Raw genomic sequence first — 17,279 nt, 5'->3', positions numbered from 1 at the left:
GGTTAACATCAGGCTGCTTAAAACTAAGAACGAAAAATATTTGCATAGCAATACTAGGAACCACCTCCTTAGCCGGTCCAATCTCCCTTGGACTGGCTTTTTCTTTGGTTTCAGCTCACAATTCCTTATAGCCTCGCTAATATAACGCTTCCTTATTCAAATCGTCATGTTATCTACTTTTAATAATCTGCCGTTCTTCCGATGATATAAAAATAATGCGGCAGAGATTAATTAATTCATTAACAAAAATCGCTAACTTATCTACCGCGCAAATCTCAAATTAAGTCAATTATGCAGGAATAATCTCTGCCAGACGGCAATTAGCCAGAATTAACTGAATATTCTGATGGCCTGTCGCGGGTGGGTAGTTTATCGTTGCTCATTATCTGTTTTACAGCCGGGAGATATCGGGAATGCATCCACCAGCACCAGCGCTGCTTATCATCAACGGCAAAGGCGCCGGCAACGAAGAGGTTCGCCTGGCGGTACAAAAATTGCGGGATGAGAACCAAACTCTGCACGTTCGCGTGACCTGGGAACAGGGTGACGCCGCGCGCTATGTACAGGAAGCCTGTCAACTTGGGGTGGTCACGCTGATTGCCGGTGGTGGCGATGGCACCATCAATGAGGTGGCTGCAGCATTGGCCGCGTTACCGGCCAAAGGACGCCCGGTACTGGGCATTCTGCCGCTGGGTACCGCCAACGACTTCGCCATGGCCTGCAATATCCCGCTGATGCCGGAACAGGCGCTGCGGTTGGCGGTGAAAGGCCGTGCCGTCCCGATAGACCTGGCAAAAGTTAACGATCATCGCTATTTCATCAATATGGCGACCGGCGGTTTTGGTACCCGAATCACTACCGAAACGCCGGAAAAACTGAAGGCAGCGTTGGGTGGCGTGTCCTACTTTATCCACGGCTTGCTACGCATGGACACGCTAAAAGCCGATCGCTGCGAGATCCGCGGTCCGGATTTCCATTGGTCCGGCGACGCGCTGGTGATTGGTATCGGCAATGGCAAGCAGGCCGGTGGCGGACAGCAATTATGCCCGGATGCCCTGATCAACGATGGCCTGCTGCAACTGCGGCTGTTGATTGCTGACGAACTGTTACCGGCACTGATCGCCAGCCTGTTTAACGATGAAGAAAACAAAAACGTGATCGGTGCTGCCCTGCCGTGGCTGGAAATCGATGCGCCCCATGAAATGACCTTTAATCTCGACGGCGAACCGCTTAAGGGTAAGCATTTCCGCATTGAAGTACTGCCGAACGCCATCGAATGCCGTCTGCCCCCCAACTGCGAGCTGCTTGGGCAACCCCAGTCTCCTCAATAACCGCTTGATATAGGGCTCGGCCTGTGCGCTGAGCCCCTGTTGGTCTTCGGTTCTCTCCCCTCCTTTTCCGCGACAAAATGTGATCTTCTCCGGCAAATTCACTAAATCATACTTGTATGGTAGTTAGTTCATGGCGTATTTTTCGTCCATTATGATGACCCGTGGGAACAGGATTAGACACATGAAGATTATCAACGCAGAGGTGTTTGTGACCTGCCCTGGCAGGAATTTTGTCACGCTGAAGTTAACCACTGACGAAGGGATTACCGGTATCGGCGATGCTACCCTCAATGGTCGCGAGCTGCCGGTTGCCTCCTATTTGAAAGATCACGTTTGCCCGCAGTTGATTGGTCGTGATGCTCATCAGATCGAAGACATCTGGCAGTTCTTCTATAAAGGCGCTTACTGGCGGCGCGGTCCGGTCACCATGTCGGCTATCTCCGCCGTAGACATGGCGTTATGGGACATCAAGGGCAAAGCCGCCAACATGCCGCTGTATCAGCTACTGGGCGGCGCATCGCGCACCGGCGTAATGGTTTACTGCCACACCACCGGCCACTCCATCGACGAAGTACTCGACGACTATGCCAAACATAAAGAGTTGGGTTTTAAAGCCATTCGCGCCCAATGCGGCGTACCCGGCATGAAAACCACCTACGGCATGGCCAAAGGCAAAGGGCTGGCTTACGAGCCCGCCACCAAGGGTAACTGGCCGGAAGAGCAGCAGTGGTCAACGGAAAAATACCTCGATTTCACCCCCAAACTGTTCGAAGCGGTGCGCAACCGCTTTGGTTTTGACGAGCACTTGCTGCACGACATGCACCACCGGCTGACGCCGATTGAAGCGGCGCGCTTCGGTAAAAGCATTGAGCAGTACCGCCTGTTCTGGATGGAAGATCCAACGCCTGCGGAGAATCAGGAATGTTTCCGCCTGATCCGCCAGCACACCGTTACACCAATCGCCGTCGGCGAAGTGTTCAACAGCATCTGGGACTGCAAACAGCTGATTGAAGAACAGCTGATCGACTATATCCGCACTACTCTGACCCACGCCGGCGGCATTACCGGCATGCGCCGTATCGCCGATTTTGCCTCGCTGTATCAGGTGCGTACCGGGTCACACGGGCCATCCGATCTGTCGCCAATCTGCATGGCTGCGGCGCTGCACTTTGATCTGTGGGTGCCGAACTTCGGCGTCCAGGAATACATGGGTTACTCCGAACAAATGCTCGAGGTGTTCCCACATAGCTGGAGCTTTAACGACGGCTATATGCACCCCGGCAACAAACCGGGACTGGGCATTGAGTTCGACGAAAAACTGGCCGCCCGTTATCCGTACGAACCGGCTTATCTGCCGGTCGCACGCCTGGAGGATGGCACCCTATGGAACTGGTAACAGGAGAAAGCGCCATGCAAAGCGTGGTCATTGAACAGCCCGGCCTGCTGGCTATCCAGCAGCGCCCCTTGCCGCAACCGGCGGCCAATGAAGTGCGGGTTAAGGTTAAATTTGCCGGTATCTGTGGTTCTGATGTGCATATTTATCATGGGCATAACCCGTTCGCCCGCTACCCACGAGTGATCGGCCACGAGTTTTTTGGCGTGATTGATCAGGTGGGCAGCGATGTCAGCCCGCTGCGGCTCGGCGAACGCGTTTCGGTCGATCCGGTCGTCAGCTGCGGCCATTGCTATCCTTGTTCCATCGGTCGTCCCAACGTCTGCACCGAGCTGCAAGTGATCGGTGTGCATCGCGATGGCGGTTTCAGTGACTACGCCTGTGCCCCGGCGCGCAACGCCTACCGCATTCCGGACAGCATCAGCGATCGTCACGCCGCCATGGTCGAACCCTTCACCATTGCCGCCAATATCACCGCTCATCTGCAGCCCAATGCCGATGATATTGCACTGGTCTACGGTGCCGGGCCAATGGGGCTGACGGTGATCCAAACGCTGAAAGGCGTCTACGGCGTGAAGCAGGTGATCGTCACCGACCGCATCAGGGAACGGCTGGAGATGGCACTGGAAAACGGCGCCGACTGGACGTTCAACAATGCCGAAGCGTCATTGCCCGCCGAGCTGGAACGACGCGGCATCCGCCCGACGTTGATCGTCGACGCCGCCTGCCATCCGACCATTTTGCAAGAGGCGATCAATCTGGCTTCCCCGGCAGCGCGCATCGGCATCATGGGGTTCTCCGGCGAGGCCTGCACCATTACTCAACAAAGCATCACCAGTAAAGAGCTGTCAATTTTCTCCTCGCGCCTCAACAGCGCACGCTTCCCACAGGTGATCGATTGGATGGCCAGCGGGAAAATCGACCCGCAGAAACTCATTACTCACTGCGTGCCGGCCAACGAGGTTGAACAGGCGATGCTGATGTTCGAAAAAGATCAGCGCACCTGCTGCAAGGTATTACTGCAATTTAGTTAATTTTTTTCACCGGGGCATCGGGCGGCTTAGCGCCGCCTTTGCAGACAACAAAGCATCGCGATTAAAACAACACCAAGTGGAGTGCTTTTATGTTTAAAAACCTGCGTTGGACCATCGTATTCCTGCTGTTTATGGTTTACATGATCAACTACCTTGACCGCGTCGCGCTGTCGATTACCGTACCGATGATCGAGAAGGATCTGATGTTGAATGCCGAGCAGTTCGGCATCATCTTTGGCAGCTTCTTCTTCGGTTACGCCATCTTTAACTTTATCGGTGGGCTGGCGGTAGACAAATTCGGCCCGACGTTGGTACTCGGCATCGCCGTCGGCCTGTGGTCTATCTTCTGTGGCATGACGGCATTAGCCACCGGCTTCTATTCCATGCTGATCCTGCGCGTGCTGTTCGGCATGGCCGAAGGGCCGATCTGCGCCTCCGCCAATAAAATGATCAACGGCTGGTTCCCGAAGAAGCAGGCGGCGACCGCGATGGGCCTGCTCAGCGCCGGTTCCCCTTTGGGCGGTGCCGTGGCCGGGCCGATCGTCGGTTATCTGGCGTTAGCGTTCGGCTGGCGACCGGCGTTTATGATCATCTGCTCGATCGGCATCGTCTGGATGCTGGTGTGGTTCTTCGTGGTGGCGGATAACCCGGCGAAAAGCAAACGCGTCAGTGATAAAGAGTTGGCGCTGATTAACCAGTTGAAAGAAGAAACTCACAGCGCCGAAGAAGAGCTGAGCAATGCCGCGCACGGGCTGGGTTATTATCTGAAGCAGCCGATCATCCTGGTCACGGCATTCGCCTTCTTCTGCTACAACTACATCCTGTTCTTCTTCCTGAGCTGGTTCCCGTCGTACCTGGTGCAGGCGCACAACCTGAACATCAAGGAAATGAGCCTCACCACCATGATCCCATGGATTGTCGGCTTTGTCGGGTTGGCGCTCGGTGGCTATATCTCCGACAAGATTTTCAATATCACCGGCAAGCTGTTGCTGTCGCGCAAGATTGTACTGGTCACCAGCCTGCTGGCGGCGGCTGTCTGCGTGGCACTGGCGGGTACCGTCAGCAGCGTGGTTCCGGCGGTCATGCTAATGTCGGTATCAATCTTCTTCCTGTACATCACCGGGGCGATTTACTGGGCCATTATCCAGGACGTGGTGCATAAATCCCGGGTCGGTGGCGCCAGCGGCTTTATCCATCTGGTCGGCAGCGTTTCCGGCATCATTGGCCCGGTGGTGACCGGCTACATTGTGCAAAACACCGGCAAGTTCGACAGCGCCTTTATGCTGGCGGGCGGCGTGGCCGCGCTCGGGGCGGTGCTGGTATTGCTGGTGATCAAAGCGCCACGCAATAGCGTGCAACCGCAAATCTCAAAACCCTAACGCATCCGGGGCGGCTAACGTCGCCCCCTTTTCTGCCCCCACTTTCAGGAATTCCAGCATGACACTTTCCAGCAACAGCGTGCTGCCGTCGGCGGTTGCGCAGCCGGGTTACCCTCGCGAACAGATTAAACCGCGCATCGTGCACCTGGGCTTTGGCGCATTTTTTCGCGCGCATCAGGCGGTGTATGCCGAACAGCTGGCTAACGAGCACGCCAGCGACTGGGGTTACTGCGTCATCAGCATGCACAACGGCCAACAAAAAATCGCCGACCTGCGGCAGCAGAATTTACTGTATACGGTCGCCGAAATGGACAGCGATGGCTGGCAGGGTCAGGTGATCGGCGTTGTCAGGCAGGCGTTACACCTGCAGGTTGACGGACTGGAAGCCGTGCTCGAGGCCATGGCGCAGCCGGAGGTGGCCATCGTTTCGCTGACCATCAGTGAAAAAGGCTACTGTTACCAGCCTGCCAGTGGCCAGTTACTGGCGGAACATCCGGATATTCAGCATGACATCGCCAACCCGCTGCACCCGCAATCCGCCCCCGGTCTGATCCTGGCCGCACTGCGGCGGCGGCGGCAACGGGGCCTGCCGGCGTTTGCCGTGATGTCCTGCGACAACATGCCGGCCAACGGTCAGGTAACCCGCAACGTACTCAGCCAGTTGGCACAGCGGCAGGATGCGCAACTGGCCGCCTGGGTCGAACAACAGGTCGCGTTTCCATCAACCATGGTCGACCGCATTGTCCCGGCGGTCACGGCGGAAACACAGCAACACATCGAGGCTTTACTCGGTGGCATCGCCGATCCAGTTGCTGTCGCCTGTGAGCCCTTCCGCCAATGGGTGATCGAAGATAACTTTCCGCAGGGACGCCCGGCGTGGGAAAAAGCCGGTGCCGAACTGGTCAGCGACGTGCTGCCCTACGAAGAAATGAAGCTGCGGATGCTCAACGGCAGCCATTCATTTCTCGCTTATCTGGGCTATCTGGCCGGCTATACACATATCAGCGACTGCATGCAGGACGAGGATTTCGTTAAAGTGGCACGTCACCTGATGCTGGCCGAGCAGGCGCCGACGCTGCAGGTGCGTAATCTGAGCCTGACGCACTACGCCGACTCGCTACTGGCCCGTTACCGCAATACCGCGCTAAAGCACCGAACCTGGCAAATTGCCATGGACGGCACGCAAAAACTGCCGCAGCGCATGCTGGACGCCATTCGTTGGCATCTGGCGCACGGCAGCGATTTCAGTTGCCTGGCGTTAGGCGTCGCTGGTTGGATGCGCTACGTTGGCGGCAAGGATGAACAGGGCCGGACAATCGAGATCAGCGACCCATTAAGTGAACGCCTGACAGAACTGGTCGACAACAGCAGCGAAGGCCCGCAGCGGGTGCTGGCGCTGCTGCAGCTCGATACGGTCTTTGGCCGCGATCTTCCTGATAGCCCACGATTCGTCAGTACCGTAACCGATGCCTATCTGGCGCTGTTGACGCAGGGTGCCAAAGAGAGTGTGGCCAGATTGCTGCCCGTTTGATCTGGATAAAACGCTGAGTGAACCCACTCAGCGTTCGCCTGGCTGCATTAAGAATTATCCGCCGCGGCAGCAAGATAATCTGCTAGTATGGTGGCATCCAAATCCAAGCCAGATGACCGATCGTCACCATGTCTGAATCCTACAATCTCACCAATAGCCTCCCGGTTAATCAGCAGATCTACCGTTTCCTGCGTAAGGATATCGTCGACTGCACCATTCCCCCCGGCACGCTGTTGTCAGAGAAAGAGATCTCCACCCGCTTTAGCGTTTCTCGCCAACCGGTGCGCGAAGCCTTTATCAAGCTGGCAGAGGCCGGATTGGTGCAGATCTTGCCGCAGCGCGGGACTTTCGTGATGAAGATTTCCGCCAAACGGGTAGCCGACGGACGCTTTATTCGTCAGGCAGTTGAATGCGCAATTGTGCGCCGCGCGGCAGAACGCATCACCCAGGAACAGCTGATGACGCTGGAGCATAATTTGCACCGTCAGGAGCTGGCGGCGCAGAACAAACAGACGCGTGAATTCCTGGCGCTGGACGATGAATTTCACCAGTTGCTCACCCAGTTTGCCGAATGCCCGCTGGCCTGGGAGACCATAGAAACCATCAAGGCCACCATGGACCGGGTGCGTTTTCTCAGCCTGAGCGAAGTCTCGCCGCCGGAAAGCCTGCTGCAGCAACATTACCGCATTTTTGCCGCGCTGAAGGCGCAGGATGCCGATGCCGCCGAGCGTGCCATCCATGAGCACCTGCAAGAGATGATCTACTCCATTACCCCCATTTCTTTGCAAAATACCGAGTGGTTCGACGCCGAATAGTCAAGCACAACGCAAAAGCCCCTCACCCCGGCCCTCTCCCTCTGGAGAGGGGGACGCCCACTTAAACAACGTCATACATTCCTATTCAGAACTTTGCTTAGCTGACCGGTATTAGGCGATCGCCCCTCGCTATTTGGCTTTGCAAATGGCATTTCCTCTCAATCGCATCTATTGTTTCTCCTTGCTATCAGGATTTCATTACTATCGTTTTTACAGCTTCAATCACCGCTTTTTACTACGCCGGTGAATAAATATCCCCTATGGTTTTTATTGTCGGTGTATGAAGAAGCTAATCAGGAGTTAATCATGACTGATATTGCGCAGTTGTTAGGAAAGGAAGCGGAAGACCTGTTGCAACACCGCTGTACCACCATCCCTGCTGAAAATCTGTACCTGCCGGGCGCCGACTTTGTCGACCGGATCATGATCGATAACAACCGTCCCAACACCGTTCTGCGTTCGATGCAAAGCCTGCTTAATCACGGCCGCCTGGCCGGCACCGGTTACCTGTCGATTCTGCCGGTTGACCAGGGGATTGAGCACTCCGCCGGCGCATCTTTCGCCGCCAACCCGCTGTACTTTGATCCGAAAAATATCGTTGAACTGGCGATTGAGGCCGGTTGTAACTGCGTCGCCTCCACTTACGGCGTGCTGGCTTCGGTATCGCGCCGCTATGCCCACAAAATTCCGTTCCTGGTCAAACTGAACCACAACGAAACCCTGAGTTATCCGACCCAATATGACCAAACCCTGTATGCCAGCGTCGAGCAGGCTTTCAATATGGGCGCGGTCGCGGTCGGCGCCACCATCTACTTTGGTTCCGAGCAGTCACGCCGCCAGATAGAGGAAATATCAAGCGCCTTCGAGCGCGCCCACGAACTGGGCATGGTTACCGTCCTGTGGGCTTACCTGCGTAACCCGGCCTTTAACAAAGACGGCGTGGATTACCATTCCAGTGCCGACCTCACCGGCCAGGCCAACCATATTGCCGCCACCATCGGCGCCGATATCGTTAAGCAGAAAATGGCGGAAAACAACGGCGGTTACCGCGCGGTGAAATTCGGTTATACCGACGATCGCGTCTACAGCAAACTGACCACTGACCACCCGATCGATCTGGTTCGTTACCAGTTAGCCAATTGCTATATGGGCCGCGCCGGGTTAATCAACTCGGGTGGTGCCGCCGGTGAGAACGATCTGCAGGAATCGGTGCGCACCGCGGTCATCAACAAGCGTGCAGGCGGCATGGGCCTGATTCTGGGGCGTAAAGCGTTCAAGAAATCGATGAAAGAAGGTGTCGCGCTGATCAATGCCGTTCAGGACACCTATCTGGACAAGAAAGTCACCATCGCCTAATCCCGCTATTTAGCAAACCTGTTCTTCACAACCCGGTTCGCCGGGTTTTTTATTATCCCTTTGATCCAAGCCGTGATATTTTTGCCTTATAAGACATGGTCTTTCATCTTAAGTCTGTTACCGGAGCCTCTGATGAGTAATAGCGCCGCCCTGCTGGCCTTTGCCCGCGAAACGCTGGAAATTGAGCTGGCCGAAGCACAACGCCTGCTGGCAAGACTGGACGACAACTTTGTCTGTGCCTGCGAACTGCTGCTGAACTGCCGCGGCAAGGCGGTGATTTCCGGCATCGGCAAATCCGGCCACATCGGTAAAAAAATTGCCGCCTCGCTGGCCAGTACCGGTACTCCGTCGTTCTTCGTGCACCCGGCAGAAGCACTGCATGGCGATCTCGGCATGATTGGCGCCGACGACGTAGTGGTGTTTATCTCCTACTCTGGCCGAGCCAAAGAACTGGATCTGATCCTGCCGTTACTGGCGGAAAATAACATCCCGGTGATCGCCATTACTGGCGGCAAAGAATCGCCGTTGGCCCAAGCGGCGGCCTGCGTACTGGATATCAGCGTTGAGCGCGAGGCTTGCCCGATGGGGCTGGCGCCGACCTCCAGCGCGGTCAATACGCTGATGATGGGCGATGCACTGGCAATGGCGCTGATGCGTCAACGCGGTTTCAACGCCGAAGACTTTGCCCGTTCGCATCCGGGCGGCAGTCTGGGCGCACGCCTGCTGAACCGGGTACACCACCTGATGCGTACCGGCGATCGCCTGCCGCAGGTCAGTGAAAGCGCCAACGTGATGGAAGCGATGCTTGAACTGAGCCGCACCGGGCTGGGACTGGTGCCAGTGTGCGACGCACAGCAGAAAGTGGTGGGGGTATTTACCGACGGTGACCTGCGTCGCTGGCTGGTGAAGGGCAATAGTCTGCAAGATGCATTAAGCCCGGCGATCACCCGCCCCGGCTACCGTTTACCGGAACAATGGCGCGCCGGAGAAGCACTGGAAGCGTTGCACGAACAGCACATCAGCGCTGCGCCGGTGGTCAATCTGGAAGGGGTGTTGGTGGGTGCCATCAACCTGCACGACCTGCATCAGGCCGGAATCGGCTAATTAAACTGAAGAAACCCGCAGCAATGCGGGTTCCTCCTTGCCTATTCATCTCGGGTATCAATTCGGTACAGCCTCGACGATCGACAAATAACAACCGGTATCGATAATCCGGTTCAGCTTCAGGTCGGCGCTGGCTAACAGCGCCTTCAGTTCTTCTTCGGTGCGCACCTGCCCACCGTCAAAACTGCCCATCAGAACCAAATCAAGCTCCCGGCAGCTGTCCCAGGCGGTGTTATTCGGCACTATTACAGGTTCAATAAGCAATAGCTTCGATTGCGGGTGCATCGCATTACGACAGGTGCGTAATATGCGGCTGGCCGGCTCATCGGCCCAGTCCATGACGATAAATTTCAACAGATAAAAGTCTGCCGTCGGGCAGGCTTCAAAGAAACTGCCCGCGCAGGTTTCCCAACGCGAATCATCACCCAACTCACCAAGGCGGTTTCTTGGCAATACCTGCGGTTGGTCAAAAAGAATGCCTTTAACCGTCGGATTGGCACGTAATACGCTCAGCAGTAATCCGCCAAATCCCCCAGCGATATCTACCACCGTAGAATGCTCGGGGAATTTATAACTACGCATCAAAATTTTATTTTCCAACGCCGACATCGATGCCATGCCGATATGGAAATCATTTTCCGCGTCAGGAATATCCTCTTGCGACCAATAATCATAGAATGGCATGCCGAATATTTGTTTAAATACCGGTTCGCCGCGTAACGTTGCTGCCAATTTTCCCAACGGACGCCACATTGTTTCATCCGTCAGCATCATTACACCGCCGCGCAGTGAATCCGGCAAGTCTGAACGTAAATATTGCGCTACTGGGTTAAGCGAGAAACGTCCGTCTTCGGAAACGGAAAAAATATTGCGCGATGCCAGAATACTCAAGACCCGATGCAGCATTCTGCTATTTACTTCCAGCTTCCTTGCCAGCTCCTGGGCCGTTTTGGGGCCGTCGATCAGATGATCGGCCACGCACAGCTCAGCCGCAGCCCGCAAGGCGGCCTGCACGGTGAATCCCATCGTTTGATCCAACAAATACAAAGAGGCTTTTTCATCTTCAGAAAGAGTGACGTGATTAGTTGCCATGATCATAATGCTCCGTTTGGATATTTAACCCCAGACACCATTGCAAAATTAACAATGATTATTTATTTCAGGTGAAATAAATTCGCCAAACAAGATCATAGACACTAAATAAAATAAAGCCATAGATCCAACAAGGTTATCGGAAAAAAACAACCATAAATCATGCAACCAATTAAATGGCAAAGGAATATATATAACAGGAAAAACAAAATGATAAAGCATAGATACAATTAGATAATTAATTCATTATGAAGCAATATATTCCTAACCAGGATTTATTTTATATAAATTTCATTTCAATAATAGACACATACCTTAAAAATTCGGCTGAAGGCATCTGCATTCAGCCGAAAACTGATTATTTCCAGTCGGGATTATTCTCAAACTGTTGTTTCAGCAGCGCCTTCATGTCGTCGTCAGGCTTGCCCAGCCATTGGTATTTGGCATATTTCTTTGGATGGTCAATCGCTTCCGGCTTATTAGCCACTTCGACGCGTACTGCCCAGGCCTGCGACTTGTCTTCTTTAAATGCCACCATCATAAAGTTGTTGGCACAGTCGTGGGGTTTACAGATATTACCCACCAGATAGTTTTGCCCCTTCCAGCTCAGGCTTTGCGCCGGAGTCGAAGTCCCCACGCCTTTGCGTGCCCAGCCAGGCAAGCGAGCCTGCCCCTTTACCATGTTCTGCCAACTGGTCTGATAGCCAGGCTGCTGGATCACGTCCGAGGTCGTGACGATCTGCTGGGCAAAGCCACCTACGCTGAAGCTGATCAACGCGCCAAAGATGGCGCCGCGAAGTGCGTTTTGTCCTGTCATGGCCTTCTCCCTTGATAAAATTTGATAGCGCCCGGCCAATGCCGGGCCTGGATCTAGTCAGACCACAAGGGTAGCAAAAAGTTGGCTCACCACCAGGCGTGAAAATGATGCACCGGCCCGATGCCGTGCCCCACTTCCAGCGTATCGGCCTGCTGCAAGGCTTTTTGCAGGTAATCCTTGGCGGCAGCCACCGTGCCTGCCCAGTCGTCGTGACGCGGACGCAAGGCGGCCAATGCGGCAGACAGCGTGCAGCCGGTGCCGTGCGTATGGCGGGTCATTACGCGCGGTGCAGTAAAGCGTTGTTCCAGCCCCGCACTGAACAGCCAGTCCGGGCTTTCGCTTTCACTAAGGTGACCCCCCTTCATCAATACCGCCTGGCAACCCATCGCCAACAGTGCCCGCCCCTGTTCACGCATCTGGCTTTCATTTTCCGCCGGGGCACATTCCAGCAGGGCCGCCGCTTCCGGCAGGTTCGGCGTGATGATCGACACCAGCGGCAACAGCTCGCGGCGAATCGACTCCACCGCCTCCGGCGCCAACAGAGGATCACCGCTTTTCGCCAGCATCACCGTATCCAGTACCACAAAAGACGGCTGATAGTGACGTAAACGCTCCGCGACCGCCTGCACAATATCGGCGTTGGCCAGCATGCCAATCTTGGTGCTGTCGATACGCAGATCGCTGAACACGGAATCAAGCTGGGCGGCGACAAAAGCCGGTTCGATGTTATACACCGACTGCACGCCGCGGGTATTTTGCGCCACCAGAGCGGTGATCACTGAGGCGCCATAGGCCCCCAGCGCGGAGAAGGCTTTCAGATCGGCCTGGATACCGGCCCCCCCGCTCGGATCGGTACCGGCGATGGTCAACGCGTTAATCCGTTTCATTGCAGGTCCTCCGGACGCAGTTGGTACAGAGCATCGAGGAATGCCGGGGTAAAACTGCCCGGCCCGGCGGCCCGGCGCGTGGCCATCTCACCGCAAAGTGACATCACCCGGCAGGCGGTCGCCACGTTGTCCAGGCGATCGCCCGGCAGGCTGCAAAATGCCGCCACCACGGCCGAAAGTGCGCAGCCGGTACCCACCACTCGCGTCATTAGCACGTCGCCACCGGCAACTGCCCAGTCACGCTGGCCATCGGTGATGTAATCCACCACGCCGGTCACCGCCACCACCGCGCCACTGAGACGAGCCAGCTCACGCGCCGCCGGTAACGCTGCCAGTGAATCGTCAGCACTGTCGACACCGCGCCCATTCGCCTGCAGGCCACTGAGCGCCATGATTTCAGAAGCGTTGCCGCGGATTGCCGCCGGCTTTTCGCCCAGCAAACGTTGGGCAAAGGCGGTGCGATAGGCCAGTCCACCGACGGCGACCGGATCCAGCGTCCAGGGGGTGCCTGCCGCATTGGCGGCTTCTACTGCTGCCAGCATGGATTCGGCCCGCGAGGCATTGAGGGTGCCGATATTGACCAGCAAGGCATCCGCCAGTTGGCTGAACTGTGCCGCTTCGGTCGGTTCCACCACCATCGCCGGGGAAGCGCCGAGCGCCAGCAACACGTTAGCCGTCAGCTCCTGCACCACTTCGTTGGTCAGGCAGTGAATCAATGGGGGTTGGCGTTTAAATTGGGTTAAACAGGCCGCGGCGCGGGCGCCGGGTAAAGCATCAGGTCGAGCGAACATATTCCTCCCAACCGGCGTTCAAGAAGGCGGGTACCGGTTGGGGCACCGAGACTTCCCTACGCTGGCATAATCCAGATCAGGTAATACGGGTAAAATCTCAGCCCCTAGAGGCACCCCGAGTCAGACCGCCATTATTGGGGTTGCCGCCGGTGAGGTCAATCGCGCTATAGTGGCAAAAAAATAAAAAGGAGCCGCCATGCGAATAAGAAAATACCAAGAGGCCGATCGCCCCTTCCTGCGCACCCTGTATCTGGCATCGCGCAAGGCGGCGTTCCCCTGGCGTGATACCGAAGATTACCGACTGGAGGATTTCGATCGCTCGACGCTGGGTGAGGACATTTGGGTGGCAGAAGAAAACGGCAGGCGGCTGGGGTTCGTCTCGATCTATCGGCAGGATAACTTTATTCACAATCTGTATGTCGACCCTCAGCTCCCCCCTCTTGGCGTCGGTAGCGCCCTGCTGCAGGCGGCGGAACAAACGTTCACCGCCACCGGCTCGCTGAAATGCCTGGTGAAGAATGAGAAGGCGCTGGCTTTTTACCACAAACACGGCTGGCGGACGATCGCTACCGGCAATGACGGCGCGGAAGACTATTACCTGATGCACTCGCCGACAAAGTAAGAGGGACGCCGTGCTGCGGCGCCCCTTTTCGTAACCCCCAGGTCAGACGGCAGAAACCGCCGGGGTCAATTTGCCGCGTGCGCGGATATTTCTGACCAGCAGCCCCGACACGATTATCCCGGCACAGGCAAACATGCCCATCAGGCCAAAGACAATCTTGTAGCCGGTTAGCCCTGGGAAGGCATCGAGAATGTGGCCGTACAGGCTGAAGCAAAACATCGCCGGGGCGTAGCCGATAAAGCTGCCTAACGCCATCGCCGCACCGGTGTGTTCCTCATCAATACCCGCCTCACCGATCGGGGCGAAGAACACCGCGCGTTGGGTAAAGACTACCGCACCAAATCCCAGCGTACAGGCCATACCCAAATACACCGGCATTTGCTCATGCGGCAACAGGATCAATAATGCCAGCGCAATGGCGCTGATAATAAAGGTGTAGAATAAATACTTGCTCGGGGATTTTAATACTTTATCCGCAATCAAACCGCCAATCGGCCCACCCACCATTTTTAGGCAATACTGATTAATAATCCCATAGGCGCCCACCAGCGCAATCGGCAATGCATAGACATGGCTCAGGAAAGGAATAAAGAACGTCAGCCCGCAATAGACGGCATAAACACAGAAGACGCTGAAGGCAATCAGCCAAACCGTTTTGTTTTTTAATACGCTGCTCATGCCAGGTTTTTTATCAACCGGCGCTTCACTTGGAGATGAAATTTTTTCCTCCGGGCTTTCCTTCATCACCAACAGAATAATAACCCCTACGATAATCGCAATAGCCGAATAAAACAGTATCCCAACCTTGAAGCCAAGATAGCCGCTGCCAAATGCGGTAAACAACGCCAGTGCGGAAAACGCCACGACGGTATCTACCACGCCGCGTCCGGTTTCGAAAAAACCGAACAGTCGCCCCTGTTGAGTGCTGTCCCCCAGCATACTCACCGACTTGAGCAGCACCGGCCAGTTCAGCATGTCGCAGGTGACCCCAAATAACGCCCAGACAAACAGAATGCCCCAGTAACCCGGCATGCTGGACAGATAAATACCGAGCAAGCCGGTAGCGATCAGTGAAAATGACATGGTAAAGCGTCGCGGCAGGCGGTCGGAGAAATAAATCGATAAGAAGAAGCCAATGGTGGTAACAATCGAGTTGACCGACATGGCGTTACCAATTTCCCCGTTACTCAGGTGAAAGTATTCTTGCATCGGCACATAAAACGCATCTTTAAGCGAGGGCAATTTATATATTGTCCCTCCACACAAGACCAATAAGCTAAATAGTGCCCATCTTTTTTTAGTCAGCATAATCCCCTCACAGCCATTAGATAATAAGCGGTGTTGTTGCCTCAGTGACAGGGCGAGTGTTTCCCCACATCATTGAGAATGTGTTATTTATAAATTTATTTATTATATTATTCCGGGGTTAGCAGCTCCCGGGCTTGCTTTATCAAACTGTCAGTAATGGTTCGAACATGGTGAATTTGATTTAATGCATCCTGAGACTCTTTTTTAAGTCGCTCCTCCAGCCCTTGTTCCGGTAACGCGGTTTCACTCATCTCCCGCCATGGAATATGCGGGTTATCGCCCTCTCCGTTGAACCGAAACGGCGGCGCGTAATAATCCACTTCTTCTTCCAGCCCATAAGCGGTGACCTGCGGCCGCTCTTCGCCCAGGCAAATTAACCCCAATAACAATTCCCGGAAGGGCAAATCCCCCTGTCCGGAAATGCAGGCCCGATGCCCCATTCCCTGATCCTCACGCACAATCAGTGCGTCCTTGATATGCACCTGGGTGATGTTTTCAGCCATTGCCGCCAATGCCGCCAGCGGCTCTTCATTGGCATTGATCATGTTGGCGAAGTCAAACAGCAGGGAAAGCTGCGGGAAATCTGCCGCTCGCACCAGGCTAACCAGTTCATGGCTTTTAAGATCCTCGTGCTGCTCCAAAGTAAAGCTCAGACCGCAGTGCTGATAACGCCGCTTGATGTACTGAATATCTTCAGCAATGCGCGCCAACACTTGCTGCAATGCCCCCTGATAGCGCGGATAGAAGCGCACCGAACTGGCACCGGATTTAAGGGCAATATTCACCGCCTGATCGATGGTCTGCGGGTCGGAAGCGCTGGTTTCGATATGGATATCCAATCCATAGCGCTGTGCCTGCTCACCAAAGTTGCGAAGGCGGGCATCATCGGCGTGGCAAAGCGCCCGACTTTCTCCATCCAACACGTGCACTTTCACGCCGCGCAGTTGCTGCTGATGAGCAATGGTCAGCAGATCCTCAGGCAGGATTTTCTCCATGCGCATATTGAGATGAAAGGCGTAGGCATGCAGATAAAGCGGCAAATTCTGCGCCCGCAGAAGGACTTTCTCCGCCGTTAAGCGATCCATGGTGTTCACCTATAAGTTAATGAAAAAATCCACCGACTCGAAGCGCCAGTATTCGATATCCACCTGCACGATACGGCGCTGGGCATCGGCACGATGCTTCTCTACCAGAATCGACGGCGTGCTGGCGTTGCCGCCCATCACCTTGCAGGCATCACCGGACAATCGGGTCGGTTTAAAGGCCAGATGATGGGTACGAGTCGGGGTTCCATAGGCGTTTTCCCACACATCGGCGAAAGAGCCATCACCTAAAAGATCGATAAAACCGGGGGCCTCTTGCGGGCTGATAAAGGTTTCGTGATAAAACACGATATGATTGTCCAGCGCCCCCCAGCCACAGATTTTGTAGATCTCTGCCCCTTCACTAAGCTGCAGTAAATCGCAAATAGCCGCCGGTGCCGTCAAAACCCGCTCCTTGGTCATATAGCCCCAGGAAGGAAAACGGCCCTGCTCAATCGCCGCCTGTTTGAAGCTGGTCGACGAATTGGGGTTGTAGTTAAAGCGTGGCAATGCCGCAAACCAACCCCGACGATCCTTACGGAATATCCTCGACTCACTTTCCAGGAACAGCAGCGCCTGACGCAGTGTCATGCGCTTAATGTTCAGCAATTCCCCCAGCTCTCGCTCCGATGGAAGCTTGTCGCCGGGGGCTATCGCGCCCTGACTCAGCCAGTCATTGAGCCTTTGCTTGGCCAGTTCAACGGTAGAGTTGTTTTCCATAGCTCACTTTGTTGGTT

At 55.1% G+C, this 17,279-nt stretch carries 16 protein-coding genes and 1 riboswitch; of the genes, 9 read left to right on the top strand and 7 right to left on the bottom strand.

Features of this window, described 5'->3' with window-relative positions; all coding sequences use genetic code 11:
* Positions 1-413: 413 nt before the first annotated feature.
* The 8 genes from yegS to gutQ all read left to right on the top strand — a co-directional run bounded on the left by yegS (position 414) and on the right by gutQ (position 9,943).
* Complete coding sequence (gene yegS / locus FCL49_RS20855; protein WP_174354975.1) at positions 414-1,331, top strand: lipid kinase YegS; 918 nt, start codon at positions 414-416, stop codon at positions 1,329-1,331.
* Positions 1,332-1,512: 181 nt separating this feature from the next.
* Positions 1,513-2,727 carry a D-mannonate dehydratase ManD gene (gene manD / locus FCL49_RS20850; protein WP_174354974.1) on the top strand — a complete coding sequence of 405 codons (1,215 nt, stop codon included), beginning with the start codon at positions 1,513-1,515 and terminating at the stop codon, positions 2,725-2,727.
* 14 nt (positions 2,728-2,741) lie between these two features.
* Complete coding sequence (locus FCL49_RS20845) at positions 2,742-3,758, top strand: Zn-dependent oxidoreductase (RefSeq protein WP_174355036.1); 1,017 nt, start codon at positions 2,742-2,744, stop codon at positions 3,756-3,758.
* 89 nt (positions 3,759-3,847) lie between these two features.
* Positions 3,848-5,137: an MFS transporter gene (locus FCL49_RS20840; RefSeq protein ID WP_135317559.1), complete on the top strand. Its 1,290-nt coding sequence runs from the start codon at positions 3,848-3,850 to the stop codon at positions 5,135-5,137.
* 58 nt (positions 5,138-5,195) lie between these two features.
* Positions 5,196-6,668, top strand: a complete 1,473-nt coding sequence (locus tag FCL49_RS20835) for a mannitol dehydrogenase family protein (RefSeq protein WP_174354973.1) — start codon at positions 5,196-5,198, stop codon at positions 6,666-6,668.
* Positions 6,669-6,796: 128 nt separating this feature from the next.
* Positions 6,797-7,483 carry a GntR family transcriptional regulator gene (locus tag FCL49_RS20830; RefSeq protein WP_017893653.1) on the top strand — a complete coding sequence of 229 codons (687 nt, stop codon included), beginning with the start codon at positions 6,797-6,799 and terminating at the stop codon, positions 7,481-7,483.
* Positions 7,484-7,789: 306 nt separating this feature from the next.
* Positions 7,790-8,839, top strand: a complete 1,050-nt coding sequence (fbaB, locus tag FCL49_RS20825; RefSeq protein WP_012146277.1) for a class I fructose-bisphosphate aldolase — start codon at positions 7,790-7,792, stop codon at positions 8,837-8,839.
* 132 nt (positions 8,840-8,971) lie between these two features.
* A complete protein-coding gene (gene gutQ, locus FCL49_RS20820; RefSeq protein ID WP_174354972.1) occupies positions 8,972-9,943 on the top strand; it encodes an arabinose-5-phosphate isomerase GutQ in 972 nt (323 codons plus the stop codon).
* 57 nt (positions 9,944-10,000) lie between these two features.
* Here gutQ and FCL49_RS20815 read toward each other — a convergent pair whose 3' ends face one another.
* The 4 genes from FCL49_RS20815 to thiM form a co-directional block, all read right to left on the bottom strand.
* Positions 10,001-11,035 carry a methyltransferase gene (locus tag FCL49_RS20815; protein WP_061069179.1) on the bottom strand — a complete coding sequence of 345 codons (1,035 nt, stop codon included), beginning with the start codon at positions 11,033-11,035 and terminating at the stop codon, positions 10,001-10,003.
* A 358-nt stretch (positions 11,036-11,393) separates the two neighbouring features.
* Positions 11,394-11,852 (bottom strand): inhibitor of vertebrate lysozyme family protein, encoded by a 459-nt coding sequence (locus FCL49_RS20810; RefSeq protein ID WP_174354971.1) that lies wholly within the window; start codon positions 11,850-11,852, stop codon positions 11,394-11,396.
* 86 nt (positions 11,853-11,938) lie between these two features.
* Complete coding sequence (thiD, locus tag FCL49_RS20805) at positions 11,939-12,739, bottom strand: bifunctional hydroxymethylpyrimidine kinase/phosphomethylpyrimidine kinase (protein WP_174354970.1); 801 nt, start codon at positions 12,737-12,739, stop codon at positions 11,939-11,941.
* The gene (thiM, locus tag FCL49_RS20800) at positions 12,736-13,530 is read right to left on the bottom strand and encodes a hydroxyethylthiazole kinase (RefSeq protein WP_174354969.1); all 795 of its coding nucleotides are present in this window, start codon (positions 13,528-13,530) and stop codon (positions 12,736-12,738) included. The genes thiD and thiM overlap by 4 nt, the downstream gene beginning before the upstream one ends.
* Positions 13,531-13,566: 36 nt before the next feature.
* A riboswitch (TPP riboswitch) is annotated at positions 13,567-13,658 on the bottom strand.
* A gap of 68 nt (positions 13,659-13,726) precedes the next feature.
* On the opposite strand from thiM, the gene FCL49_RS20795 reads away from it, so the two are divergent.
* Positions 13,727-14,152 (top strand): GNAT family N-acetyltransferase, encoded by a 426-nt coding sequence (locus FCL49_RS20795; RefSeq protein ID WP_174354968.1) that lies wholly within the window; start codon positions 13,727-13,729, stop codon positions 14,150-14,152.
* A gap of 42 nt (positions 14,153-14,194) precedes the next feature.
* Here FCL49_RS20795 and FCL49_RS20790 read toward each other — a convergent pair whose 3' ends face one another.
* The 3 genes from FCL49_RS20790 to FCL49_RS20780 form a co-directional block, all read right to left on the bottom strand.
* Entirely contained in the window at positions 14,195-15,460 is a 1,266-nt protein-coding gene (locus FCL49_RS20790; protein WP_174354967.1) for an MFS transporter, read from the bottom strand.
* Positions 15,461-15,567: 107 nt separating this feature from the next.
* Positions 15,568-16,545, bottom strand: coding sequence for a sugar phosphate isomerase/epimerase family protein (locus tag FCL49_RS20785; RefSeq protein WP_174354966.1), 978 nt, complete (start codon positions 16,543-16,545; stop codon positions 15,568-15,570).
* Positions 16,546-16,554: 9 nt separating this feature from the next.
* Positions 16,555-17,262 carry a GntR family transcriptional regulator gene (locus FCL49_RS20780; RefSeq protein WP_174354965.1) on the bottom strand — a complete coding sequence of 236 codons (708 nt, stop codon included), beginning with the start codon at positions 17,260-17,262 and terminating at the stop codon, positions 16,555-16,557.
* Positions 17,263-17,279: the final 17 nt, after the last annotated feature.

Origin of the sequence: Serratia proteamaculans (assembly GCF_013337185.1) — a bacterium.
In the GTDB taxonomy this organism is placed as follows: domain Bacteria; phylum Pseudomonadota; class Gammaproteobacteria; order Enterobacterales; family Enterobacteriaceae; genus Serratia; species Serratia proteamaculans_D.
The sequence above is the reverse complement of the archived record's forward strand: the minus strand, read 5'-3'. Positions and strand labels throughout refer to the sequence as shown.